Origin of the sequence: Flavobacterium sp. RSP46, from assembly GCF_003984825.1 — a bacterium.
Taxonomy (GTDB): Bacteria; Bacteroidota; Bacteroidia; order Flavobacteriales; family Flavobacteriaceae; genus Flavobacterium.
Genome location: NZ_RYDM01000005.1, coordinates 141,922 through 168,695 on the forward strand (window position 1 = coordinate 141,922; position 26,774 = coordinate 168,695).

18 protein-coding genes are annotated in these 26,774 nt (G+C 34.5%); 6 read left to right on the forward strand and 12 right to left on the reverse strand.

Annotated elements, in window-relative coordinates:
• Entirely contained in the window at nucleotides 1–672 is a 672-nt protein-coding gene (locus EKM01_RS10045; RefSeq protein WP_126553597.1) for a lysoplasmalogenase, read from the forward strand.
• 44 nt (nucleotides 673–716) lie between these two features.
• On the opposite strand, the gene EKM01_RS10050 is transcribed toward EKM01_RS10045, so the two are convergent.
• Nucleotides 717–1,133 carry a DUF6691 family protein gene (locus tag EKM01_RS10050; RefSeq protein WP_126553595.1) on the reverse strand — a complete coding sequence of 139 codons (417 nt, stop codon included), beginning with the start codon at nucleotides 1,131–1,133 and terminating at the stop codon, nucleotides 717–719.
• A gap of 37 nt (nucleotides 1,134–1,170) precedes the next feature.
• Nucleotides 1,171–1,731 carry a YeeE/YedE family protein gene (locus tag EKM01_RS10055; protein WP_126452492.1) on the reverse strand — a complete coding sequence of 187 codons (561 nt, stop codon included), beginning with the start codon at nucleotides 1,729–1,731 and terminating at the stop codon, nucleotides 1,171–1,173.
• 192 nt (nucleotides 1,732–1,923) lie between these two features.
• Between EKM01_RS10055 and EKM01_RS10060 the strand changes: the two genes are divergently transcribed.
• From EKM01_RS10060 to EKM01_RS10075, 4 genes are all read left to right on the forward strand, one after another.
• Complete coding sequence (locus EKM01_RS10060; RefSeq protein ID WP_126553593.1) at nucleotides 1,924–2,376, forward strand: 2-dehydro-3-deoxyphosphooctonate aldolase; 453 nt, start codon at nucleotides 1,924–1,926, stop codon at nucleotides 2,374–2,376.
• A 196-nt stretch (nucleotides 2,377–2,572) separates the two neighbouring features.
• Complete coding sequence (gene kdsA, locus EKM01_RS10065; protein WP_126462979.1) at nucleotides 2,573–3,391, forward strand: 3-deoxy-8-phosphooctulonate synthase; 819 nt, start codon at nucleotides 2,573–2,575, stop codon at nucleotides 3,389–3,391.
• Nucleotides 3,392–3,409: 18 nt separating this feature from the next.
• Entirely contained in the window at nucleotides 3,410–4,252 is an 843-nt protein-coding gene (locus EKM01_RS10070; protein ID WP_126553591.1) for a hypothetical protein, read from the forward strand.
• An 863-nt stretch (nucleotides 4,253–5,115) separates the two neighbouring features.
• Nucleotides 5,116–6,207: a PAS domain-containing sensor histidine kinase gene (locus EKM01_RS10075; protein ID WP_126462983.1), complete on the forward strand. Its 1,092-nt coding sequence runs from the start codon at nucleotides 5,116–5,118 to the stop codon at nucleotides 6,205–6,207.
• 28 nt (nucleotides 6,208–6,235) lie between these two features.
• On the opposite strand, the gene EKM01_RS10080 is transcribed toward EKM01_RS10075, so the two are convergent.
• The 10 genes from EKM01_RS10080 to corA form a co-directional block, all read right to left on the reverse strand.
• Nucleotides 6,236–7,615 (reverse strand): M28 family peptidase, encoded by a 1,380-nt coding sequence (locus EKM01_RS10080; RefSeq protein ID WP_126553589.1) that lies wholly within the window; start codon nucleotides 7,613–7,615, stop codon nucleotides 6,236–6,238.
• Between the two features lie 140 nt (nucleotides 7,616–7,755).
• Nucleotides 7,756–9,852: a glycoside hydrolase family 97 protein gene (locus EKM01_RS10085; protein ID WP_126553587.1), complete on the reverse strand. Its 2,097-nt coding sequence runs from the start codon at nucleotides 9,850–9,852 to the stop codon at nucleotides 7,756–7,758.
• 142 nt (nucleotides 9,853–9,994) lie between these two features.
• Entirely contained in the window at nucleotides 9,995–12,295 is a 2,301-nt protein-coding gene (bglX, locus tag EKM01_RS10090) for a beta-glucosidase BglX (RefSeq protein ID WP_126768180.1), read from the reverse strand.
• A complete protein-coding gene (locus tag EKM01_RS14825) occupies nucleotides 12,285–12,545 on the reverse strand; it encodes a hypothetical protein (protein ID WP_233579310.1) in 261 nt (86 codons plus the stop codon). The genes bglX and EKM01_RS14825 overlap by 11 nt, the downstream gene beginning before the upstream one ends.
• 3 nt (nucleotides 12,546–12,548) lie before the next feature.
• Nucleotides 12,549–13,937 (reverse strand): glucoamylase family protein, encoded by a 1,389-nt coding sequence (locus EKM01_RS10100; RefSeq protein WP_126462991.1) that lies wholly within the window; start codon nucleotides 13,935–13,937, stop codon nucleotides 12,549–12,551.
• 73 nt (nucleotides 13,938–14,010) lie between these two features.
• Entirely contained in the window at nucleotides 14,011–14,913 is a 903-nt protein-coding gene (locus EKM01_RS10105) for a LamG-like jellyroll fold domain-containing protein (protein WP_126462993.1), read from the reverse strand.
• 17 nt (nucleotides 14,914–14,930) lie between these two features.
• On the reverse strand, nucleotides 14,931–16,385 hold the full coding sequence (locus tag EKM01_RS10110; RefSeq protein ID WP_126462995.1) for a RagB/SusD family nutrient uptake outer membrane protein: 1,455 nt from the start codon (nucleotides 16,383–16,385) through the stop codon (nucleotides 14,931–14,933).
• 4 nt (nucleotides 16,386–16,389) lie between these two features.
• Nucleotides 16,390–19,398, reverse strand: coding sequence for a SusC/RagA family TonB-linked outer membrane protein (locus EKM01_RS10115; RefSeq protein ID WP_126768183.1), 3,009 nt, complete (start codon nucleotides 19,396–19,398; stop codon nucleotides 16,390–16,392).
• A 239-nt stretch (nucleotides 19,399–19,637) separates the two neighbouring features.
• Entirely contained in the window at nucleotides 19,638–22,382 is a 2,745-nt protein-coding gene (locus EKM01_RS10120; protein ID WP_126562458.1) for a histidine kinase, read from the reverse strand.
• Between the two features lie 382 nt (nucleotides 22,383–22,764).
• Complete coding sequence (gene corA, locus EKM01_RS10125; RefSeq protein WP_126768186.1) at nucleotides 22,765–23,835, reverse strand: magnesium/cobalt transporter CorA; 1,071 nt, start codon at nucleotides 23,833–23,835, stop codon at nucleotides 22,765–22,767.
• A gap of 329 nt (nucleotides 23,836–24,164) precedes the next feature.
• Between corA and EKM01_RS10130 the strand changes: the two genes are divergently transcribed.
• Nucleotides 24,165–26,726, forward strand: coding sequence for a zinc-dependent metalloprotease (locus EKM01_RS10130; protein WP_199749425.1), 2,562 nt, complete (start codon nucleotides 24,165–24,167; stop codon nucleotides 26,724–26,726).
• Nucleotides 26,727–26,774 lie beyond the last annotated feature (48 nt).

Here is a 26,774-nt window from a genome sequence, read left to right on the forward strand (position 1 = left end):
ATGAAACACAACATAAAAGTAAAGAGTTTTATTGGGTTTAGTCTTGTTTATCTATTGCTAATTCTTTTTGGTTGGGAAACTATAGCTTGGTTTTTGAAACCATTTTTATTGCCGTTTTTAATTCTGACAGTTTATTTACACGAAAGATTTAGTACTAAAAAAGTTCTTATAACTGCTTTGACTTTGTCGTGGATAGGGGACATTATTTTGATGTTTGCTGACAAAGGAGAGTTGTATTTTATTGCAGGGCTGATTGCCTTTCTACTTTCGCACATTTCGTATATCATACTATTTAACAAACAATTGAAAATTTATTTAAAGAATAGTAAAATTATTTTCTGGGTAGGAGTTACAGTAATCGTAGTTTATTTAATCGTAATGATGTTGCTTTTATTGCCAAGTTTAGGGGACTTAAAAATTCCTGTTCTATTATATGCCCTTACTATTTCAATTATGTTGTTATTTGCGCTCAAGGGTTTTTTAAACTGGCAAAAACCTGCCAACAGCTATATATTAATTGGCGCTACTGTTTTTGTAGCTTCAGATAGTCTTTTGGCCTTTGATAAATTCTATGCGCCATTGCAATACAGCTCCTTTCTGATTATGGCAACCTATTTACTTGCGCAATATTTGATTGTTTCCGGCATTTTAAAATTAAACAAAAAAAAATAGCATTCCCACAAGAGAATGCTATTTTGATGTCAAGTGTTTTTCGATTAATGAGGTAATTTATTTTTCAATAGTCCATATAGATAGGTCCCGAAAAGAGACCCGAAAAGCACTATCAAAATGGTCCAAAAACCAGCCCCAAGCAAGATGAATATTGGTCCCGGACAAGAACCTACCAATGCCCAACCCAATCCAAAAAACAATCCGCCAATCCAGTATCTGGCAGAGCCTTTTTCTTTATCCGGAATTTCTATAGATTCTCCCTTGATGTCTTTTATATTGTTTCGTTTAATGATTTGAATGCCAATAATTCCCGTCAAGATAGCCACCGAAATAATTCCGTACATGTGAAACGACTGAAATTGAAACATTTCATAAATGCGATACCAGGAAACGGCTTCAGATTTAGTCAAAACAATTCCGAAAACAAATCCAACCAATAGATATTTTAGTATATTTTTCATTCTTTTTATTTTATATTATGAGTCAATGATTGCTTATCTACTTTACAATTAATGGCAATAAAAAATGCGCCATTATCAATCCACCAATGAAGAATCCAATTACGGCTTTCAACGAAGGAATTTGTAAATTACTCAAGCCTGAAATGGCATGTCCGGAAGTACAACCTCCTGCATAACGAGAGCCAAAACCTACCAAAACACCACCAATAAGCAGTATAAAAATATGCTTTGGGGATTCTAAAATGGAGATTCCAAAAAGCGCATCCGGCATTAATTTTCCGTTTGGGGCATCGATACCAAGTTGTGCTAATTGTTCAATTGTTTTGGGATTAATAGTTACATTTGAAGCATCACTCATAAAATGAACGGCAACAAAACCACCTAACATTGCGCCAAGAACAACCACTAAATTCCAGCGTTGTGCTTTCCAGTCAAAATCAAAAAAAGAAACTCGTTTTCCTAAACCAGCCATCGAACAAAGCGAACGCAAATTAGAAGACATTCCAAAAGACTTTCCGAAATAAATAAGTGCCAGCATAATCAAGCCGATCAAAAAACCGGAAACAGACCAAGACCAGGTTTTAAAAATAATATCCATATTGTTTTTTTGTACAAAGATAAGAAGCATTTTACGAGATTTTAAGACAAATGTTATATTCCACAATAGACACTTGTAAATTATTCAGGGAACTCGCAATAAGGTCTGAAGTTCTGGTTATATTTGTGTCGAAGTACTTCCTTGCAATTAAAAGTGCCGTTTAAATTTTGACATTATAAATCTACCTTAAATATGAAAAAATCGATCCTTTTTATTGCTTTGCTAATAGGTACTACTTCTTGTATAAGTACACAATCTACTTTGAAAAATACGGACGATAATGCTCCCGATTTATTGCTCTCACAATACTATACTTTTGTGATTACTCAGTACAGTACAAACAAAAAATATGGATATGATAAGGATTATCCCATCAATATATTCTTTAATAACACTAAAAACGCAACGATCAACCAAGAACGGTTTTTGAACGCATTAGCTGGGCCTAATGGTGAAAAAATAACGTATACCAAACAAGAAAGTTGCTGTCCGTTTCCAACTAAAAGAAGTGACATGGGTGCTGGATTTCTGGACATTTATGAATTAAAATGGAACGGTCAGAAAGAACCGCTACTACTCTACCTGAACATCTATGAAAAAGGAATATTGATGGTTCCGGTGGGACTTACATTGAAAAAAAAATAGTTTTTAAAATCCCAAAAGTCCCTATAAACCAAATCCTTAGCCCTGATGGCAGTGAAAATCCTCCCGTTTTTCAGGGAGATTGCAACGTACAGCAGGAAAAAGCTCCCAAAAAAAAGTTAATGCGATAAATTAATTGGAAAACGTAAATTGGAAATCGCAAATCATAACTACCTTTGCACCTTTAAAAAATCATACTATGAACTTACAACATATTCCACAAATAAAATATACAGACAGTGGTAATTTCTTTCTACTTGCTGGTCCTTGTGCTATTGAGGGAGAAGAAATGGCGATGCGAATTGCCGAAAAACTAGTTGGTATTACTGATAATTTACAAATTCCTTTCGTTTTCAAAGGTTCCTTCAAGAAAGCAAACCGCTCTAGAATTGACAGTTTTTCAGGAATCGGTGACGAGAAAGCATTGAAAATCCTCAGAAAAGTTTCGGAAACATTTAAAGTTCCTACCGTTACGGATATTCATACAAATGAAGATGCGGATATGGCTTCTCAATATGTTGATGTATTGCAAATTCCAGCTTTTTTAGTGCGTCAAACGGATTTAGTAATGGCTGCTGCCAATACCGGAAAAGTAGTCAACTTGAAAAAAGGACAATTCATGAGTCCGGAAAGCATGAAACATGCGGTTCAAAAAGTATTGGATTGTAACAATGAAAAAGTGATGATTACCGATAGAGGTACGATGTTTGGCTACCAGGACATGATTGTTGATTTTAGAGGAATTCCTACAATGCAACAATATGCTACAACTGTTCTTGATGTGACGCACTCACTGCAGCAACCCAACCAAACGGTTGGTGTAACTGGTGGAAGACCTGATATGATTGAAACCATTGCCAAAGCTGGTATTGCTGTAGGCGTAGATGGAATCTTTATAGAAACCCATTTTGATCCTGCCAATGCAAAAAGCGATGGTGCTAATATGTTGCATTTGGATTATTTTGAATCCTTAATGACCAAGTTAGTTGCCATCAGAAAAACAATACACACATTTTAAATTTAGGCACCATATATATTGAAATATCTTTTATATTACGCATCCCTTATTATTTTATTTACCAATAGTATAATTGCACAGGAAATTACAGAAATTCAAACTAAATATACAACTCATAACAAAGGAAAATTTTTCATCTCATGGGGAGGAAACAGAGATACTTACTCCAAGTCGGACATAACCTTTCGAGGTAAAGATTACAATTTTACCTTAGAAAATGTCCAAGCGCAGGACAAACCAAAAGGGTGGCATGTAGATTATATCAATCCAGCAAAAATGACTATTCCTCAAACTAATTTCAGAATGGGGTATTTCATAAGTGACCACTACAGCGTTGCTATAGGTGTAGATCACATGAAATATGTAATGCTACAAGACAAGGCGGTAACGATCAATGGGCATTATCCCAATCCGGGATCTTATGATGAGCTATTAGCCAATAATCAAGTTCTTTTGACAGCAAAATTTCTCAAATATGAACATACCGATGGTTTAAATTATGTGAATACTGAGTTTTCTCGACATGATGATATCTCGTCATTATTCAAAATTAGAAATACGGATAAAATTCAAGTTAATTTAACCGAGGGAGTTGGTTTTGGTCTCTTATATCCAAAAACTAACACCACTTTATTAGGAAAAGATCGTCATGATGATTTTCATGTTTCAGGGTATGGAACTTCTTTGAAAGCAGGATTGAATGTTACTTTTTTTAAACATTTTTATATCCAAGGAGAACTCAAAGGAGGGTATATTAACATGCAAGACATTCGAACTACACAAAGCACCGAAGACAGTGCTTCACAAGATTTTTTCTTTTTTCAGAGAATTATTGCTGTAGGAGGAATATTCAAAATATAAATACTTTACACACAATAAAAAAACGAGGCTGTCTGGATATGACAGCCTTCTTTTGTTTACCAAAATTTTATTTGAATGATCGTGATGTGTTTTGATTTAATTGAAATTGTTTAGCGTATTTCTTTAATTATAAGCCGTTGGGTGCAATTATTCAAAACGTCAGTTCGAGTGTTTTTTGTGTAGTAAAACGGAACAAAACTTCTCAATACGCTTCGCACTCGAAGTGACGTGTATCGAGAACCGTTTTTAATACTAATTTTCTAGTTCTCGATATAATCCCGCCCAAAAGCGGGATCACTCGAACTGACAAAAATTATCATCAAAAATTAATTGCACCCAACGGGTTAATTATAACATATTATTAGCTAAATGTGGTGTACTATTTTCTTCCATAATAATAAAAATTTTATCTATCCAAAACTTGAATGGTAAATACCCTTCAAACTTAATTAAAATCACGTAAAAACACCTATAGCCAGACGAATTACTATTTCTAAATTTGCATGTATAACCTAATTTACATTAAATGAAAAATTCAGCACTAAATTCAGAGGAAAACACTAACCATTTTAATTTTAAAACTATTTTAAAAAAAATTGGATTTTATTTGTTAATTGTGCTTGTTTTTTTACACTTTAAGTTTTAATTATTTTCTTTTATGATGCTAAGTCGAGACCAGGAGACACCACAACCAATTGTTTCAAAAAATTATTATGCTGCTTTATCAGAAGAAATTCTATCAACTGCAAAATTAGGCAATATATGACTTTTCTTATAATATAATTTTTTATATCAGACAACAAAAATCAAAAAGAGTCTGGACACTGATGCTTTAAAAAAAACTTTTTAGATTAATAAATATAATGAATGTAACAAAGATGAATACTGATTCACATGGGGCATATAACTTTGATAATTTTTTTAATATATCTGCTGATTTTATATGTATTGCGGGATTTGACGGCTATTTTAGAAGAATAAATCCGGCTGTTTCAAAATTATTAGGATTTTCAGAAGAGGAATTGTATGCTAGACCCATCAGTAGTTTTGTGTATGCATCTGACCTTAAAATTACTATTGAAACCAGAGAAAAAGTATATAAAAACAAGCCTCTTTTGAATTTTGAAAATCGGTATTTAACAAAAACCGGGGAAATTATATGGCTGTCCTGGACATCGATGCCTGTCGAGTCCGAAAGATTAGTGTATGCGATTGCCAAAAACATTACCCATAAAAAAAGAATCGAAGAAGAACGCAATTTACTTCTTGCCAATCTTACCCAAATTAATAAGGAGCTCACGGTTTTGTCACATAAAACATCCCATGATTTAAAGTCTCCCATTAACAATATGCTTTCGGTCTTCAGTTTGATAGACAGCACTAAAATTCATGATCCGGAAACACTGGAATTGATCAGCACTCTTAAATTGACCAGTGAAAATTTAAAACAAACTTTAAACGATTCGATTGATGAATTAATTGATAATGAAAACATCAACACTCAAATAGAAAAAATAAACCTAAATGAAGCACTCAACGAAGTCTTGATCTCGATAAATTCTTTAGTCCAAGATTCAAAAGCAGAAATTAATATCGACTTTTCAGCTTTTGAAAATGTAACTTTTAACAAAGCGTACATCAAAAGTATTTTTTTAAATTTATTGACTAATTCGATTAAATATGCAAAACCGGATGCCCCTCCAATTATTACTATACAATCTAAAAAGGTAAATGGAATCAATCAATTAATTTTTTCTGATAATGGGCTGGGTTTTGATTTAGACAAAGTAAAAAACAGGATTTTTGGATTGTATGAAAAATTTCACAGCAACAACGACAGCAACGGTATAGGGCTGTATTTAGTGTACAACTACATCACAAGCTTAGGCGGGCGAATTGCGGTTGAGAGTAAAATAAATGAGGGTGCTACATTCACTATTTCTTTCAAATATTGAATGTAGCACCTTCTAAGATTTTGGTTTTTTAATTGACAATCCCTTGCTGATCCACCAGATAAAGTAAGGAAGCCATAGCCGCTGCTCCTAGTTCCAACTCTCTTTTATTGACAGCATCAAATGTGTCATTAGCGGCATGATGGTAATCAAAATAACGTTGCGAATCCGGTTGCAATCCCACCTTTACGATATGATTGGATTGCAGTGGACCAATATCAACACCGGAATGTCCTTTTACAAATTTGTGGATTAGGTATGGTTCAAATAACGTTGCCCAACTACTGATTTTGTTAAAATTTGCTTCATCAGCATCAATTGAAAATCCTCTTGGGGAAAATCCTCCCGAATCGCTTTCTAAAGCAAAAATATGGTTTTCATTATTTTTATTGGACTGTACTTCATATTCTTTGCCGCCTCGAACTCCGTTTTCTTCGTTCATAAACAATACCACACGCAACGTATTTTTAGGTTTATACCCAATGTTTTTGAAGATATTTAATACCTCCATACTTTGAACACATCCAGCACCATCATCATGAGATCCGTCTCCTAAATCCCAGGAATCAAGGTGGCCGCCAACGACCATTATCCTTTCAGGATGCTCAGAACCCGTTATTTCACCAACCACATTGTAGGATAAAACATCATCAAATGTTTCACAAGATTGTTTGAAATAGAATAGCGAATTTGGATTTTGTTTTAAACTTTTGCTCAACAGTTCGGCTCCATTTGTACTAATGGCAGCAGCTGGAATTCGTTGTTCTTTGGAAATTTCTCCATAATTAGTTGCACCGGTATGCGGTAAATCATCCAATCGCAAATTCATGGATCTTACAATTACAGCTAAAGCACCAAGTTTTCCAGCTTCTCTGGCTCCTGATGATCTTTGGTCAACACAACTCCCATAGGCTTTGAAAGTTTCGATAAATTCAGGATTCATCGCTCTGTTGAAGAAAATGATTTTCCCTTTTACTTTTGCTTCCCCTAATGCGGTTAATTCTTCCAAACTGTTTACTTCAATTATAGTTGCTTGTACTCCTTTTTTTGGAGTGGCCACTGAACCTCCCAGCGCGCAAATGGGGAAATTAATTTTTTGTTTTCCTACTTGTAAATATGCGATTTCTTTTTCGCCACGAACCCATTTTGGCACCATTACTTCCTGGAGATAGACTTTATCTAAACTCAGGGTTTCTAATTGTGCTTTGGTATACAAAACTGCTTTTTCAGCTCCTATAGAACCTGATAATCGGGATCCAATGGTATTGGATAAATGGTCCAGCCAAGGATAACATTTGGCATTGGTTAAGGATAATTTGTAAATTTCTTTTAACATTTGTTCCTCCTTAGCTTGCGCAAAAGCAGTAATTCCACCAAAGAAAAGTGCGGCTAAAACAATTGATTTTTTCATAATAAATTTGGGCTTTTTTGGGTATTCTTCTTTATAATTTTGGTTATGGTTGCCGTCGCAATTTCGTAATTCTTACTGAATATTTTATGCTAGATTCAAAAAAAATCCTGCAAGTTATATTTTCTTGCAGGATATCCTATTTATTTTATTGGTTCAAAACTGATTGCCGTTCCACCTCCGGGAGCTAAATTCAATTTGATTTTTGATTTGCTGGTTACTGTTATCGTTCTTATTTTATAAGCGATAGGATTCTTTTTCCAATCGGCATCTTTAGCATCTTCATAAATGATGGCTTTGTATTTCATTCCTTTGGTCAGGAAATCTAATTTAATTTCTGATTTTCTGGCATTCTCATCTGTTATTGCACCCAAAAACCAGGTTTCCTTTCCTTTTGTTTTTCGAGCAACCGTAACGTAATCGCCTGGTTCAGCTTCTAAATACTTACTTTCATCCCAATCCGTTTCAACGTCTTTGACAAACTGAAAAGCATCCGGATATTTCTCGTAATTTTCTAATAAATCGGCCGCCATTTGCAACGGAGAATACATCGTTACATACAAAGCCAGTTGCTTGGCTAAAGTCGTGTGTACCTGCTCCGTTTTATTTTTATCATAATAACTCATTTTAATTTCAAATATGCCCGGTGTATAATCCATAGGTCCGCCCAGTTGTCTGGTAAACGGCAAAATAGTTTCATGCATAGGTGGATTTCCTACGCTCCAAGCATTGAATTCATTCCCGCGAGCCGCTTCGGCAGCGATATAATTAGGATATGTTCTTCCGTAACCGGTAGGTCTTGATGATTCGTGGGAATTAATCATAATCTTGTAATCCGCGGCACGTCTAACAACAAAATTGAAATGATTCACCATAGATTGCCCGTCATGAAATTCACCACGCGGAATAATTTTACCCACATAACCGGTTTTTACCGCCGGATATTCGTGTTTTTTCATCAAATCAAAAGCACGATCCAAGTGTCTTTCATAATTACTGACAGAACCCGATGTTTCATGATGCATGATCATCTGTACATTTTTTGCTTTGGCATAAGCCGAAATTGCAGCAATATCAAAATCCGGATACGGAGTGGTAAAATCAAAAACTTCCTCTTTCCAGTTTCCGTTCCAATCTTCCCAACCTACATTCCAACCTTCAACAAGTACCCCACCGAAACCATTTTTTGCGGCAAAATCAATGTATCTTTTCGTGTTTTCCGTGGTAGCGCCATGTTTTCCTGAAGCTTTTGGGGCATCTGCAAAATTAGTGGCATTTTGAGAACCGGCATAATCCCAAGTTGATTTCCCAACATGCATTTCCCACCAAATTCCAACATATTTCATGGGTTTGATCCAAGACGTATCGTCTAATTTTGACGGTTCATTGAGGTTCAAAATCATTTTAGAAGCCACAATATCTCTGGCATCATCACTAATCATGATTGTTCTCCAAGGTGACACACAGGGTGTTTGCAAATACGCTTTGTCACCAATAGCGTTAGGAACTAATTCGGCTTTTAATTTGTAATTTGTCACATCAGCATTCAGGTGCATGACCGGATAATTGACAACCGCAGCTTCAAAAATATTGAGATACAAACCTGATGGTGCTTTCATCATCAAAGGTGTTTGAACCATATATTTTCCCGGAATAGATTTTACTCCAATTCCATTATTCATATTGATTTTGCTGTTATCAATTTCAGAAAACTTAGTTTCATTGTATTCGTATTCATTACTGTCAAAATCTCCTGGAATCCAGAATACTTTATTATTTTCGGTCAAATTGAATTGCGTAACCTCATCCGAAATGATAAAATAATTCAACTCCGCTTGTCTTGGAAAATCGTATCTGAAAGCTACACCTTCATCAAAAACTCTAAAAATAATGTTAATTTTCACCTTAGTTTCCTTGTTAATCAGCGAAACATTAAGCTCATTATACTGATTTTGAATACTAGTTTGTTCCCCTAAAACGGGTTTCCAAGATTCGCTGAAACTTGAAGTTTTTGAAGTCAGAATTTCAAAATTAGTGTCGAGATCCGGTTTTTCCTTTAATTTTATGCCTAAAAGACTTTCTAAAACAACTGCTTTATTTTTGTAATTTACAGAATATGCCGGTTGACCATTTCCTGCTAATTTAAAATTTAGGGCTATAGTGCCAGATGGAGACTGAACGGTTTGAGCATGTCCAAAACTGAACATAAAGAGTAGAAAAAGAGAAAGTAAACATTTCATTTTTAATGATTTTTTTGAATTGATAAAAGTAAATAAAATAGTCGTGTATCACAGCCTCACATGTACCAAATACCATTGTTTTGTTTAAAAAAACCCTTCAGTACAAATACTGAAGGGCCGATCATAAATAAATAAACCAAATCTATTTAATCAACTCAAAACTAACTTTCCGGTCCGTGTTCGAATCTGTTCCTACAAAAACTTGAAAAGTTCCCGGTTCTGCAATAAACTTCAAATCCGAATTATAAAATTTCAATTCTTCTAGGGAAATTTCGAAAGTAACTGTTTGCTTTTCTCCTTTTTTAATTGCTATTTTTTGGAATCCTTTCAATTCTTTTAGCGGTCTTGTAACTGAACCTACTAAATCTCTTATATATAATTGAACGACTTCCTTACCATCAAAATTTCCGGTATTGGTGACATCAACAGTCACATTTAATTTCTCGATGAAACTCATTTTATCTGCTGATATCCTCAAATTCGAATACTCAAAAGTGGTGTAACTCAATCCAAATCCAAAAGGATATAAAGGTTCATTTCTTTCGTCGATATAATTCGATCTGAATTTTTCGAACTTCCCTTCTTTGTTCCCTAAAGGTCTTCCTGTATTTTTTTGGTTGTAATAAATAGGTACCTGCCCTACACTTCTAGGGAAAGTAGCAGTCAATTTTCCCGAAGGATTTTCATCGCCAAACAAAACATCAGCAATTGCACTGCCTGCTTCACTACCGGCAAACCAAGTATTCAAAATAGCAGGAACGGTTTCGTTTTCCTGAACCAAAACCAATGGACGGCCAGTAAATAAAACCAAAACCACCGGTTTTCCCGTTTTCAATAAGGCTTGTAATAAGTCTTTTTGCGCTTGTGGAATTTCTAAGTTCGTTCTGCTACTGCTTTCTCCGGACATTTCTGCTGATTCTCCAAGTGCGGCAACAATTACATCCGATTGATTCGCAATTTTCAAGGCTTCCTCCAATAATTCTTCGGTAGTTCTGTCATCGCGATGTAAGGTTTTGCCAAACATAGTTGCTTTTTCCTCGAAAGCGGCATCATAATCCAGATTGCTTCCTTTGGCGTAAAGCACTTTGGTCGAATTCCCAACCACTTCTTTGATTCCTGTCAAAAGTGAAATGGATTTATCCTGATTTGTGGCTACACTCCAGGTTCCTGCCATATTTTCTTTGGCATCAGCCAAAGGTCCGATTAAGGCAATCGTCCCAGACTTTTTCAAAGGAAGCAACTGATTTTGATTTTTTAATAAAACTAAAGATTGAGCAGCTGTTTTTCTGGCTTCGGCTCTGTTGCTTGCTGTAAAAATTTCCTTTTTTGCTCTTTTAGCATCTGTGTAACGATACGGATCATGAAACAATCCCAGATCATATTTGGCATTCAAAATAAGACGCACGGCATTATCGATTTGTTCGATGCTAACTTTTCCTTCCTCCACTGATTTCTTTAGAGTCGTAAGGAAGCCTTCACCCACCATATCCATTTCAATCCCAGCATTTAATGCCAAAGCCGATACGGTTTGTAAATCTCCCATTCCGTGCTCAATCATTTCAGGAATTCCTGTAAAATCAGTTACTACAAATCCTTTGAAACCCCATTGCTTACGCAACACATCAGTCATTAACCATTTGTTTCCGGTTGCAGGAATTCCATCTACTTCGTTGAAAGAAGCCATTACAGAACCTACACCCGCATCAACAGCGGCTTTGTAAGGTGGAAAATAATCATTGTACATCCTGATTCGACTCATGTCAACCGTATTGTAATCACGTCCTGCTTCGGGCGCGCCGTATAAAGCAAAATGTTTCACACAGGCTAAAATGGTATTATTCTTTGATAAATCATTTTGTTGGTACCCATTGACCATCGCTTTTGCAACTAGGCTTCCCAAAAAAGGATCTTCACCAGAACCTTCCGAAACCCTACCCCAACGTGGATCACGGGAAATATCAACCATTGGGGAGAAAGTCCAGTTGATTCCATCAGCACTGGCTTCTTGTGCCGCAATTTGAGCACTTCTTTCTATCAGTTTCATATCCCATGTACAAGACAATCCAAGCGGAATAGGAAAGGTCGTTTCATACCCGTGAATTACGTCCATTCCAAAAAGCAACGGAATTTTCAATCGGCTTTTTTCGACAGCGATCTTTTGAACTTCATATATTTTTTGAACTGATTTGATGTTGAATAAACCACCCACTTTACCTTCTTCGATATTCTTCGCGACATTGGAACTGTTGGCCTGACCCGTGGTAATATCTCCCGAAGTAGGTAAATTTAATTGCCCTATTTTTTCTTCCAAAGTCATTTTAGAAAGTAACTCTGAAACGAATTCTGTTTTCGGTTTAATTTTAACGTTCTTTTTAGTTGTCTTTTTTTGGCTGTAGCCAAAAAGAGAAATTCCAAAAAGTAATATAATAAGTTTAATTTTCATTTTGTCTGTTTTTTGTTTGTTGGAACATCCAATCATAAATTTCTTGGTTGTCATACACGCGCGACCAACTGTCGTGGTTTGCATTATCAAAAATGGTTAATTCCACATTGGAGTTCTTTGGAATGTGCAAAACGTAATTTAGTTCGTAATTTTTAACGACTTCCGTTTTAATTTTCCCCCTCCTCTCAGTTTGAGAAAAAGAATTCCATGACATTAAAAAGGCGAGTATTAAAATTAGACATTTCATCATTCTTTAAAAATTATATTTTGTAGAATTAAAGCCCAATTTTGTCAAACCTGGTTTAATTTCCGGAGCGTTCATAAATAATTTCCATAATAAACCGGAACGGTGATTTTCAATCATAGGTGCAATTGTACCTTGATCAATGGCTAAATATCTTGGCGTTACCCAGTTATAATGCGGGGAAAAAGCATCATAAGGCCCTGCTATTCCAACATATTCTGTTCTTTTTTCATCGTATAAATAATGAAGAAACTTCATGGACTCTACTGGTGTAAAAGGAAACGAAGACAGGGCAGCCGTAGGCGTAATTACCCCTAAATCATTGTTAGGCTGGTGTGCTGAATATCCTGTAGAACCATCACTGTTACGGGAATAACTAGCCGTTAATCCCCAACATTTATCTGAATAACCTTTCCATTGACGTGGATTAGCAATGCAATATTGATTGATGATTTTAGAATGATTTTGGGTCAATGCCCAATAATCGGCATATTGATCCTTCAATGTAGTGGGATCTAATCCTAAATAAGAATATTGCGCCCAGAACAAAGGACCTACATTTCCTGAAGCTCCGTTATAATTGAAAATCACAGGAATTCCATATTGTGATCCTCCATTTGTAATGCCTCCATTTCTGGCCCAAGCCTGATGATAGGCCTGTTCCGAAATAGGATGCGTAGGAGAAGCAGCACCCAAAACATAGGTAATCAAACATTCGTTGTATCCTTCTAATTTAAAATTCATTTCCCAACCGTATTGCGGAGACCAATGCCAGTAAAGGGCGTTTTCTCCTTTGGTATACCAATCCCATTCTACTCCTTTCCAAAGTGCATCGGCTTTTGCAGCTAATTCTTTTTCTGAGGCAGAACCATTTTTAAAATATTCTCTGATGCTTAATAATCCTTGACAAAGGAAAGATGTCTCTACTAAATCACCTCCATTATCTTTTGTTCCAAATGGAATTACTTTTCCGGTTGAACCATCCATCCAATGGGGCCAAGCACCGTGAAAACGTTCTGCTTTTTCGAGAAAATTCATAGCAGTTGTAAGACGTGAAACTGCTTCTGACCGATTTACAAAACCGCGTTCAATACCTACTATTATTGACATTAACCCAAAACCGGAACCTCCCGTGGTGACAATATTAGCTTCAAAACCAGGATCATTGGTATAATACCGTTCTCTTGCCAGTTTAGAATTAGGCTCTGCATACTCCCAAAAATACTTGATGGCATCTTTTTGAACCTGATCCATAACCTCAATATCCGTCAAAGGAACTGTTGGAGTAACAGGAGTTGTTGGCAATGGAGTTCCAGTACCTCCGTTACTCTCCGGAGTTGAGGAAGAGCAGGAAATAAAAAAACTAATACAAAATAGTAAACTCAGGGAAATCTTCATTTTAATAAAAATAATAGGATTAATAGTTTTAAAATAAACCCCTAGTTTTAGAAATCTAGGGGTTAATAGTCTTTTATCTGTTGTCTTTTTCTAATTTATATAAAGCGACAACTTCATTGTCAGAAAGAGCTGCGTTATAAATTCTAAACTCATCCATTAAACCGGTGTAATTCAACATCCAACCATCTGGAGCGTTCCATGGAGCACCTAAATGTTGCTGGAATCCACCAATAATGAACTTTGAAACATTCGAACTGGCAAGATCACCATAGCCAACACCCCCGCTAAGAGGATCACTTGCATATCGCTTGGCAATTGAAGCAGGTAAATTCAGTTTTTGTCCATCAATGTACATACTGTAAGTAGAACTAACTCCACTGTAAGCCCATACAACATGTTTCCATGTTCCAAACATATTTGTTAGAACATTAGCACCACCATGCTCTATAAACTGCCCAGACCATGCAATACTGGGTGTCACATCTTTTTGAAGATGATTTTTCATTAACATAGTAGTTGCCGGACCAGTACCTTCTATTAATGAGAAAATGTTCCCCCAAAAATCTGTTGTTTTTGGCAACATAAATAATGATTGTGCTCCTCCGGAGTGTGGATTTGTATTGATCCACATAGAAACAGTAATACTTTTTAAATCCACCAAAGAACTTGCCACTGCGCTGTAAGCAATAAAAGAATTTGAAGATCCTTGATATGCCTTTCCTTTGATTCCGTTTCCATAGGTCACATTTTTCCCTACCCCGCCTGTTATTCCATTTTTTGAATCTGTAATACTGTTCTCAAAACTAAATTTGGTAACTAAATTAGCGGCAGCAACGTTATCTGAATTTTCATATCCACCAATTGCCTCGTAAGCAATTGGTGTATTGACTTTATCTATACTATCCTCGTTACAGCTCACAAAAAATTGTGAAGCCAAAACAGAAGCAAATAAGAAAATATATTTATTTTTTTTCATTTTACAGTTCTTTAAAATTAATACCCTGGGTTTTGTGTTGACAATCCGCCTGATTGTATAATAAAAGCTTGTGGCAATGGAAACAATTCATGTTTACCTGCAACGAATGTTTTTCCATGAATAGCAAATGCGGTTACTGCTTGTCCCGTACGCACTAAATCAAAAAATCTATCGTGTTCAAATGCCATTTCAACTCTTCTTTCTTTCCAAATTGCAGTTCTCACATCACTTTGAGATAGAGCAATTGTGTTGCTTAATCCAGCTCTTGCTCTAATTTGGTTCAACAAAGAAATCGCTGCAAGAGTTTGATTCAATTCATTTAGCGCTTCGGCTTTCATTAATATAACTTCGGCATATCTCAAATATTTAATATTCACATCGGTTTCCCAACCATCTGTGAAAGCAGATGAATACGCTTTGTAGTTGTATCTTTCATTTTCAACAGTAACTGGTACAACTCTACCATCATATAAAGTGGTACCTCTAAAAATGATTGTTGCATTTTTTCTACTATCGCCTGTTTCATAAGCATTTACTAAACTTTGGGATGGTGTATTGAAGCCCCAACCCCATCCACCATTACCACGAGCTCCTTGCGTATTGGAATATCCTGAGATTCCTTTGGCAGGAACTGAACCTGTGCCTTGAATTTCAAAAATAGATTCAGCATCATTTTCTCCAGCTAATCTAAACATAGAAGCATAATTTGGAACAATAGCATATCCTGTAATCAAATTACAGTTGTCCACTACTTTCTGCCAGTTTTTTTGGTACAAATTTATTTTTGCCAATAAAGCGTAAGCAGCTCCTTTTGAAGCTCTTCCTTTTTCAGCAGCCGCATATTCGGATTTGTTTGGCAATGCCACAATAGCATCATTCAAATCACTTTCAATATAAGCATACACTTCTGCTCTAGATTTTCGTGTTAATTGCATAATTCTATCTTCATCAGAAGAAGGGTTTGGCAAATGATCAATAATTGGAACACCTCCATAGGTTTTCACTAAAGTGAAATACATAAAGGCTCTCAAAAACTTTGCTTCTCCCATTAATCTGGTACGTAAAGCAGGATTAGCTTTGTCTAATTGAGGAATAATACTTAATGCTTGATTGCATCTGTTAATTCCTTCATAATTAGCTGCAAAAACCTCACTTGTTGATGGCGTTGAGGCATTATAGGTTAAGGCATCCATTAAATCTTTATCGGAACCAGTATCTCCTGGAGACGATCCTTTGTCAGCATCATCAGAGGCAATACTTGACAACCCAATCCAAGAAAAGGAAGTCATGTTCCAATCTAAAAACTTACTGTAGATGGCAGTTACAAAAGTGGCAGCTCCTGCATCATTATTGAATAATTCTATGTCTTTTGTAGAAATAGATTCTGTTTGATCTACCTCTAAATAGTCGTTTGAACATCCCGAGAAAAAGTATGCGGATAGCGCAAAAATTGATATATATATCTTTTTCATTGTATTAAAATTTTAAATTAGCACCAATAACTACTGATCTTAATGTTGGATATGCATCCAACTCAATACCTTGCGTTCCATAAGGATCTCCATTACCATTTAATTCAGGGGAGAAACCTGAGAATTTTTGAGTAATAAGTGGATTTATTGCATTTACATATACTCTACAAGAAGTTAAAAATTCTCCTTTCAAAGGAATTTTGTATCCTAGAGTAATATTATTGATTCTAAAGAAATCCCCCGATTCTAAATAATAAGTTGACGCTACCGGAACTTGATTAAACGGTCCAGGATTTGAGGCAGTAGTATTGTTTACTGTCCAAAAATCTGTTGCCAGTGAATCTTCGATATTTTCTCCTGTAAAACGTTGTGCTTTTTTACCGTTATACACTTTTGCTCCAGAGGTACCGTATCCGTCCACTGAGAAATCAAAGTTTTTATAGTTCATCCCTAAAGTAACTCCGTATGTTGAATTAGGTAAAATAGAACCAACGTACTTTTTATCTGCATTAGCATTTAAAGCATCTTGAGTCACTTTGGCTCCTGCTGCAGTGTAGTATAACATTTTACCATTTGTAGCATCAAAACCCGCATATTCATAAATATAAAAACTACCCAATGGTTTTCCTACAGAAGTATTGTCTAATAGTTTTGTCCATTGTCCATTTCCTAAATCTCCACCTGTAATTGGGGCAAGTGTAGCATCTTTTAAACCTGTCAATTCATTTTTGTTGTTAGAAAAATTTCCTCCAACCCAGTAACTCAAATTATCCGTTAGTTTATCATCCCAACGCAAAGCAATCTCATATCCTTTATTAGAAACTTCTCCCACATGTGCCGGTGAAGAATTGCTGATTCCAGAAGCAATATAAGGTCTTGTGTTTAAAATTACATTTGTAGTCGTTTTATCGTACACATCAAATGATCCTTTCAATCTGTTAGTCAATAATTCAAAATCTAATCCTGCAGAAGTTTCTTCGGTGATTTCCCATGATAAACTTGGATCTACTTGTGAATTGATAGTAGTTCCTTCATTCAATAGGGAACCTCCTAAATAATAAGTAAGACCAGAACTATATGCTTGGTTGTTAAGAGGAACATTTTGGTTTCCTAATTTACCCCAACCACCTCTTAATTTCAATAAGTCTATTCCTGTTGCATTGGCCATAAATTCCTCTTTGGTAATAACCCATCCTAAACCAAAGGCTGGAAAGGTTCCCCAACGGTAATCTTTACCAAAATTTGATGAACCATCCCGTCTGATTGTACCTGAAAATAGGTATTTATCCATTAATTTGTATTGAAAACGACCAAAATAAGAAGCTATTTTATTTTCATTAAAAACCTCATCTCTGTAATTAACAACTGTTCCTACATAATCAACACCCGCTAGTGACCAGTAATTTGAATTTGCATTTACATTTTTTCTGGCAACAGTCAATTGCTCTCTAGCACCCCTAACCGAGGTCTCGATACCAGCTGTTAGTTCAATATCATGAATTTCTGCAAAAACTTTATTGTAAGTCAGGTAGTTAGACAGATTCCAATTGAAATATTGATTTCTACCTTTAGTCAATAAATTAATATTTTTATCCGCTGGATAAGTAATACTGCTTAATTGTCCCGGATTATTATTGGATTGCCAAATTGTTTTAGTGTCTTCGAAATTGTAATTTTTCCAAGAATAATATTCCCCGTTAAATTGAGAAGTAAATTTTAATGATTTCAAAATATCATAATCTAATTTCAAACCCCCTTGTAAGGTTATGCTTCTTTGCTCTTCATCAAAATAGTTTAATTGTGCTACAGGATTTCCTACGTTATTAAAAGAAGAACCGGCAGTCCCGGCAAAGCCGTTAGTACCAACATAAGAAACTCCATATTGACCATTTGAAAAACGAACTGGAACGATTGGTGATTGTTTGTAAGCGTTAGTAAAAGCGCTTAATGGTTTTGGAGTAGAATTTGCTGAACCAAAACTAAAATTTTGATTTAAAGTTACTTTTTTAGAAATTTTAATTTCATTATTGTTTCTAAAAGTGGTCCGACTGTAATCCAATCCGTTAAGAATTGCTTTTTCCTGATAATTTCCTAAACTGAAGAAGTATTTAATATTCTCCGTTGCACCAGAAACCGAAACGTTATTTTGAGTATATGAACCTGTTCTGGTAATCGCATCAAACCAATCGGTGTTAACGGGTTGATCTTGTGAAAAAGTAGTGGTTTGCAAAGCAGAATTCGAATAATGAGAGTACTTATTACTTCCTGCCATTTTTACTTTTTTCAAAGGCTCTCTAAAACCTGTGAAGCTTTCAAATTCTACTGTAACTTTGTCTCCTTTGCCTTTTTTGGTTGTAATAATGATTACACCGTTTGCAGCTCTAGTTCCATAAATTGCTAATGCAGAAGCATCTTTTAAAATTTCGTATGAGGTAATGTCATTCGTATTAATGTTATTGATATTCTCCGTAGGCATACCATCTACAAGATATAAAGGAGTACGTCCGCCTAATGCAGTACCCAAACCCCTAATAATTACGGAAGGAGTGCTTCCCGGTAAATCAGAAGAAATTACCTGAACACCCGCAGCTTTACCTTGAATTGCTTGTGAAGCATTGAGTACTTTAGTTTTAGAAATTTCTTCTGCTTTCAGCGAAATTATTGAGGAAGTATTATCAATAATTTTTCGAGTTCCGTACCCTATAACAACGACTTCATCTAATTGTGTATCCTGATCTTCTTGAAGTACAATACGCATCAGGTTTGATGTAGCTACAGTAGAAGTTGGTTCAAAACCTAACATAGAAATTTGTAAAATTTCACCTATTACAGCTCTAATTTCAAAATTCCCATCAAAATCAGTAATTGCATTCGTTTTAGAATCAACTGCAACTATAATACCACCTGGAATTCCGATGCCATTTTTATCTGCTACTTTTCCCTTAATTACTTGTCCAGACATGTATGCCGGTAGTAAAATAAGTGCTAAAAAGCTAAAAATAATATTTCTCATATATTAATAATTTGTTAAAGTTAGTTGAGCCAAATTAGATAATTACAACGTTATAGTTAGTACAACAGAGTTACTACATAAATACATCAAAAAATAAAAGTAGCGAAACAAATCAATGATTGAAAGCTGTTAATAAGGAAAACGGGTATTGCAATAGATGTATATGATGTAGTAATGATGTATTGTGGTTTATAAAAAAACAATACATTAAATATAGTATCTATAAAAATAGAAGGTATTTATATGTTTAACAAAAATTTAGAAAGGTTTTCTTCCTGATTAAGATTTAATTTTTTTCTTAGGCGATACCGTTGCAACTCAACTCCTCTAAATGAAATGTTCATCATTGGAGCAATTTCTTTAGAAGAAAGATTCATTTTTAAGTAAATACAAAGTTTAATATCCTTAGAGGTAAGGTTGGGATATTTCTTTGCTAGCTTGACAATAAATTCATTGTGAATCTGATTTAGGTTGTTCTCAAAAGTCTCCCATTCATGTTTATTCACGGCATTTATTTTTATGGCTTTTTTGATGTCACTTTTTAGTTTATTAAAGTCCGATTCAGAGTCTAAAATACCTTGAATACGTTCTATCATTTCACTTTGCTTTGCTATAGAAAGTGACTTACCGGCAACCTCAGATGACTTTGTTTGCAATTCAAGTTCCAAAATGTGCTTTTCATATTCTTGAATATTCAACTTGTTTTGGGCTTTTAATTCCATTTCCAGAATTTTATTTTGATGTTTTAACTCCTCATCACGAAACTCTAATTTTTGAACATATCGTATTTTATTCCACTTATAATATAGGTATAATATTGTGCTTATCACAATAAGATACAACGAGATCATCCAAAAAGAAAAATACCAAGGTTTAGCCACAATGAATTGAAAATTAGAAATTGTAGTGTAATTCAGTCCATCATTCCCGTAAATAGTAACACTATGGTCGCCACTACTAAGGTTATTCAAAACAATCAATCCCTCCTTGATAGGTATAAAACGAGACGTGTTAGTGGTTTTATAAAATAAATTTGGCTTTGCCGCTCCAAATTTTCCAGATATTACATGTATCTTCAACTCTGAATTGTAATTTATCCGCGATTTATTGTGAATCAAACTATCTTCACTAAAAGCTTCTATTTTTATATTCGTATTTTGTTTTTTTTCTTGTTTTAACTGAAGTGAAATAAAACCATCGTCAAGATTTAATAAATAACTTTCTTTATTTTTAAAAATTTTCAAATTGTCATTGATAATCTTTCCTGAGTAATATTTTTCCTGAATAACATTCCAGACAAATTTATTTGCATTGGCATAAATATGATACAAAAGACCACTCTGAAGTACTATAAAATGATTTTCGTCAATAGTGGCAATATTAGAAATATTTTTGAAATTAGAATTGAATAATTTATCTTTCTCGAGTTGATTCGTGATTGAATTATAGGTATACCAAGACTTATTTATCAGAAAAAGAATTTCATTTCGGAATTCAAATATTTTCACACCAAAATCATTACTAATTTTGCTGCGTTGGGTAACATTTTCAATCGCAGTAGTTTCATAGGCATCATTATACAGAATGCGGTACAAACCTCTGTTGTTATCAGCAGCCCATATTTCATTTTTCCTATTTTGAGCTACATATTTAATTGGTTTTACTAATCCTTTTATACTTTTCTTTTGATTCAAATCATCAATATCATTATAAATAATTACGCCGCTATATGTTGCTTGCAAATACGAATTATTGATACTGCTTTTTGCTACATTCCACCCCCCGTGTACAGCACTTAATTTATAGAACAATCCTTTCTCGTAAACAAAAGTGCCTTCGTTGTGACCTATCAGGTATTTGTTATTAATTTTACTGATATTCCATGCCTGCCCTTCAGTATTGGGAACTATAGAAAATTGATTGCCTTCTAATTTAAAAATACCATGATTGGACGCCATCAGATAACCTTTATCAATAGTAGCGACAGAATATACAGAGCCTAAAACGCCCGAGTTATCATAGAAAATAGATATTGGCGAATTGACCTCAACATGGGCAATTCCATTATCCAAGCCAAGCCATAAATCATTTTCTTTGTCCAACCCCATACTCAAAATCGAGTTGTTCATCAGGACATTATTTCTATTAATGTTTTTATAGGAATTGGTTTTTAAATCAAACAGATAAACCCCTTTACTGGCAGTTCCAATAACTAATTTATTGTTTTTTATAAACGCAGCTGCATTGATATTAGCCGTTTTCAAAATAGTGTTTAAAGGGTTTTTCCAAGTACTCAAAACGCCTTTATCATCAATGTAAACCCCATTTTTTTTAGTAAAAATATAGGTTTTGTTTTGGAACTTTCCTATAGCATGAATCACATTATTTTCTAATATAGACCATCTTTGAATTTTTTCAAAAGTGGAATTATTCATTTTATAGATTCCGTTTTCTACTGAAGCAACGAGCAACTGATCGTCTACTACGAAACAATAAGAAATCAAAAAAGAGAACTTTTCCTTCTTGATTGCTTTTCCATCATACAGAAAAATCCCATTAAATGATTGAAAATAAATTTTTCCTTTGAACTTAAATATCTTCCAAATTTCTTCATTATCACTATCTTCGAAAACCTTCGTTTTATCAGAAAGTGAGACATACAACATCTTCCCTTTTTTTCTGTACCAATACCCAAATTCTTTATAAGAACCCGAATAAATCCTGTCACCATCTACCAGTATCGAACGGATAATCGTTTTGTTGGGCAGTGTGTATTTCTCCCATTTCACACCATCATATCGCAACAAATAATAATTATTAGCAAAGTACATTGCGTCATCATTTCCTTGGGCTACATTCCAAATCTGGTTGTCGCCTTTATAATCTGATTTGTTATAATTTTCCACAAAAGGAAGTAGCTCCTGAGCAAAAAGTTGGGATGAAATTAAAGATAAAAGGATTATTATTGTAATTTTTACTTTCAAAACGCGGCATTTTTATCTCCAAATATAGATAGATTTCTTAAATAAAAGGCATAAAAAAAGCGTCTGAATACAGACACTTTTTTGTGAACGGCGAATTTTCTTAATTCTTCAATAATTCAAATACCTGATTGGCCAATGACTGTTTCTATGTGATTGTCAATCCACCTTCTTCGAAATCCTCAACAATGGCCTGAAACAACCCCCTTTTGCAGTTTTACCAATCAAAATGCTCATCAAGCCCAAAGTTATAATTTACTTCCCGCTATTTTGTTCCGTTGTTGCAATATAAATGGTTTACTCATTTTTTGATATTTGTATTAATTCCAAAACAAATTGGAGGTCATATTGTTATTTAATATTTTTTTGTAATACCCTTTTTATATTAAAACCACTGGCGTTTTTTAAAATATATAATCATCCCTATTACGATCAAAAACATAGCACCCATAACGGTATGATAGCCATATTGGTATTTAAGTTCCGGTAAATTTTCAAAATTCATTCCATACACACCTACAATAAATGTAAGCGGAATAAAGATTGCTGAAACAATAGTCAGTGTTTTCATAATCTCATTCATCTTATGTGTTTGTGCCGAGAAAAAAAAATTAGAGGCACTTTCTAATGACCCCATATCCGATTCTATTTGTTCTAAAAGTTCCAGGCTCTTTTGATGCAATCGTGCAAAAAAGCTAAAATTCTCTTTTTCTATCGCATTAAATACATTATCATCTTTGATGCTCTTTATATTGTACAAAGAATCTCGAAGCGGAACTATAGAGCGCTTCAAAAAATTGAAATTATCCCTGTGTTTTTCAATTTTTTCTAAGATAATTGGGTTGGTACTTTGTTTTGAAAGGTTGATGAGTTCCTCTACTTTATCTTCTTCGTTTTCTATGGTGATGTAAAAATTTTCCATAATGGCATCTAAAAGAATGTACAACAAGTAATCCGTTCTTTTGCTTCTTACAATGCCGGAATGCGTCCGAAGACGTTCGCGAATATGCGTAAAAAAGTCACTACGCTTTTCCTGAAAGGAAATTAAGATCCCATCTTTGATCAAAAAACTAATCTGCTCTACACTTATATTATCAGAACTTCCTGTCGGAAGTAATGATTTTATATTAAAAAACAAAACATCTGACAATTCTTCAACTTTAGTTCTTCGTGTAGTATTTAAAATATCAGCTAAAATGAAGGTATCTATTTTGAAATAATTCCCAATAGATTTTATGTATTCAATATTACTTAGACCGTGTAGATTAAGCCAATTATTTTTTTGCAGATCAATATATTTATCAAAATCCGAAACTTTAAAATCATCATACTCTGACAGCATTAAATCATCAAAAACAAACAATTGTATTTCCGATTTATAGTCCTTATGAATCCCGGTATATTCTAAATTGTTGGGTTGTAGTTTTCTACTTTTCTTATATTTAATTTTTCTCATACAGCGTCATTTGTATCGTAATATTACGAAAATATTTTAAAAAAAAATCACTCCTCACTACTTTTACAGCTGCTGAAAAGGAAAAAAATATTTTTGATTTATTCATTATAAAACAAAGATAAGGCGAAAAAATACATCCTTTCATGAGAAAAAACATATTGTGATATTAAAAAATCTTATTATTTAATAAATGTTAATTATTCGATTTTTGTACATTATTGGTCTGTTTTTAAAAATATATCAATAGATTTGGATTTCGATTGTAAAAAAGAAAAAAAACTACTTATTTACAAAAGCTAATCCTTAACCTTTATAAAACATTTAACTAAATGCTAAAAAAAAAACTAACCCTAATTATTGTATGTCTGCTGTTTTTTTCCGTCCAGGGAACATTTGCCCAAAGTAAGAAAAAGAAAAAAGCAGATAAAAATGCCGTTACAGCAGTTGACACCAAAGTAGCTGATGCCAAAAAAGAACCTAAACCCTATAAAAAAGTAATTGATACTAGTGCCGTTACTCAAAAAGGATTAATTGATGTTCATAAAATAGACAATAAGTATCTTTTTGAAATTCCTGATTCTCTATTAGGGAGTGAAATGATGACCATAACCCGATATTCTAAGACTCCTGCCGGAGGAGGAATTTTTGGCGGAGAAGAAATCAACAGACAAGTCGTTCGTTGGGAAAAAGGACTGAACAACAATATATTGTTGAGATCAATCACTTATGTCATTATGTCTCCAGATGAAGACAAACCAATGGCTAAAGCAGTTAAAAACTCCACTTCGGATCCAATTATTGGTAATTATGATGTACTTGCATACAAAAAAGATGATTCCGGAAAAATAACGGGCTATGTTGTCGATTTATCTACAACATTCGATGCTGATGTTCAAACTTTTTCATTAGATCCAATTAAGAAACAATTATTAAACATTCAAACATTTCAAAAAGACAAATCATTTATTTCAAAAATAAGTAGTTTTCCTATCAATACTGAAATAAGAAGTGTAAAAACATTTACCACTACACCACCAAAAATCAATACAACACCAACGCCAAAAATTGGAGTTGATTTACCTTCGGCTCTAGATGCTGGTGTACTCACTGTGGAAATAAATACATCCATGATTTTATTGCCAAAAACTCCCATGCGCAAAAGAGAATTTGATGCACGTGTAGGATATTTTGCCAATCAATACGGTGTTTTTGAGGAAGAATCCCAAAAGTCCGACACCAAAGTATTTGCTGTCAGATGGCGTTTAGAACCTAAATCTGCCGAAGATGCTCAAAAACAAAAAAATGGAGAATTGATAGAGCCTTTGAAACCTATTGTATATTACATTGACCCGGCTACACCAGAAAAATGGAAAAAATTCATCAAACAAGGAATTGATGATTGGCAAATTGCCTTTGAAAATGCAGGTTGGAAAAATGCCATTCGTGGAGAATATTGGCCAGAGAACGATCCAACTATGAGTTTAGAAGATGCTCGTTTTTCTGTATTGAGATATTTCGCTGCTGAAATTCAAAACGCGTATGGACCAAATGTTCATGATCCAAGAAGTGGTGAGATTCTGGAGAGCCACATTGGTTGGTACCACAATATCATGAGTCTTTTGAGAAATTGGTATTTGATTCAAACTGCGGCTGTAGATCCGGCGGCTAGAGCTAAGAAATTTGACGATAAATTAATGGGAGAACTCATTCGTTTCGTGTCTTCGCATGAAGTAGGACATACATTAGGCTTGCGCCACAATATGGGAGCCAGCTCTGCCACTCCTGTTGAAAAACTAAGAGATAAAGACTACCAAGAGCAAAACGGACATACTTCATCTATAATGGATTATGCGCGTTTTAATTATGTTGCACAACCAGAAGATGGTGTGACTAGTTTATTTCCTAGAATTGGAGACTATGACAAATGGGCTATTAAGTGGGGATACTCTTACTTTGAAGACACGAAAACGGAAGCAGAAGAGAAAGCTTTTTTGAATGAAATGACTAAGGAAGCCTACAAGAACCGTCGTTTATGGTTTGGGTCTGAAACCAGTCCTTATGATCCAAGATATCAAACGGAAGATATTGGTGACAATGCTATGAGAGCCTCTGAATATGGTATTAAAAATCTAAAAAGAATTTTACCCAATTTACTAGAATGGTCTAAAGAAGATGGTGAAAGTTATACTGAACTGGACGAACTTTATGGCGCACTTACCGGTCAGTTTAGAAGGTATATGGGTCATGTAACTAAAAATGTAGGTGGAATATATGATAGTCCAAAAACGTATGACATGACTGGCAATCAATTTGAAGTAGTACCAAAAAGCATCCAGAAAGATGCTGTAGCATTCTTGAATACCCAGTTATTCACCACGCCAAAATGGTTGTTGAATCAAGATATTCTTTCAAAAATTAACCCGGAAAATGGTGTCGAAGCAATCAAAGGAATGCAGGATGCCACCTTAAACAGCTTATTAGCCGGAGACCGAATGGTACGCCTTTTAGAAACCTCCTCGGTGAGTAAAGACAACTATTCTGTAGATGAATTAATGAACGATTTGAACAAAGGAATTTTCTCTGAACTGAAAAATAAAAATTCTATTGACATCTACCGCAGAAACATCCAAAAATTGTATGTAGACAAGATGATTGAATTACTAAAACCAGGTACGGCAAGCGTTAGATCTGTTCCGGTAGGAGTTACTTATGGTTTCACCACCAGAAAAGTCAATCTGGCGCAAACGGATTTACCATCTATTGCTAGAGGTCAACTGAATAGTTTAAAAAATGAATTGAAATTATCTACTTCTAGAATGTCAGATCGAATGAGCAAATACCATGTTCTCGATTTAATTTCCAGAATAGGAGAAGCTTTAGATCCTAAATAATAAATTAAAAAGGGAAAATGTTCAAACAACATTTTCCCTTTTTTTGTT

What these genes read in the sequence shown, in the direction of transcription:
- EKM01_RS10045 (WP_126553597.1), top strand. Translation starts at nt 1, where the DNA reads ATGAAACACAACATAAAAGTAAAGAGTTTTATTGGGTTTAGTCTTGTT.
- EKM01_RS14825 (WP_233579310.1), bottom strand. Translation starts at nt 12,545, where the DNA reads ATGATGAAATGTCTAATTTTAATACTCGCCTTTTTAATGTCATGGAAT.
- EKM01_RS10060 (WP_126553593.1), top strand. Translation starts at nt 1,924, where the DNA reads ATGAAAAAATCGATCCTTTTTATTGCTTTGCTAATAGGTACTACTTCT.
- bglX (WP_126768180.1), bottom strand. Translation starts at nt 12,295, where the DNA reads ATGAAAATTAAACTTATTATATTACTTTTTGGAATTTCTCTTTTTGGC.
- EKM01_RS10100 (WP_126462991.1), bottom strand. Translation starts at nt 13,937, where the DNA reads ATGAAGATTTCCCTGAGTTTACTATTTTGTATTAGTTTTTTTATTTCC.
- EKM01_RS10055 (WP_126452492.1), bottom strand. Translation starts at nt 1,731, where the DNA reads ATGGATATTATTTTTAAAACCTGGTCTTGGTCTGTTTCCGGTTTTTTG.
- EKM01_RS10105 (WP_126462993.1), bottom strand. Translation starts at nt 14,913, where the DNA reads ATGAAAAAAAATAAATATATTTTCTTATTTGCTTCTGTTTTGGCTTCA.
- EKM01_RS10085 (WP_126553587.1), bottom strand. Translation starts at nt 9,852, where the DNA reads ATGAAATGTTTACTTTCTCTTTTTCTACTCTTTATGTTCAGTTTTGGA.
- EKM01_RS10080 (WP_126553589.1), bottom strand. Translation starts at nt 7,615, where the DNA reads ATGAAAAAATCAATTGTTTTAGCCGCACTTTTCTTTGGTGGAATTACT.
- corA (WP_126768186.1), bottom strand. Translation starts at nt 23,835, where the DNA reads ATGAGAAAAATTAAATATAAGAAAAGTAGAAAACTACAACCCAACAAT.
- EKM01_RS10130 (WP_199749425.1), top strand. Translation starts at nt 24,165, where the DNA reads ATGCTAAAAAAAAAACTAACCCTAATTATTGTATGTCTGCTGTTTTTT.
- EKM01_RS10115 (WP_126768183.1), bottom strand. Translation starts at nt 19,398, where the DNA reads ATGAGAAATATTATTTTTAGCTTTTTAGCACTTATTTTACTACCGGCA.
- EKM01_RS10110 (WP_126462995.1), bottom strand. Translation starts at nt 16,385, where the DNA reads ATGAAAAAGATATATATATCAATTTTTGCGCTATCCGCATACTTTTTC.
- EKM01_RS10050 (WP_126553595.1), bottom strand. Translation starts at nt 1,133, where the DNA reads ATGAAAAATATACTAAAATATCTATTGGTTGGATTTGTTTTCGGAATT.
- kdsA (WP_126462979.1), top strand. Translation starts at nt 2,573, where the DNA reads ATGAACTTACAACATATTCCACAAATAAAATATACAGACAGTGGTAAT.
- EKM01_RS10075 (WP_126462983.1), top strand. Translation starts at nt 5,116, where the DNA reads ATGAATGTAACAAAGATGAATACTGATTCACATGGGGCATATAACTTT.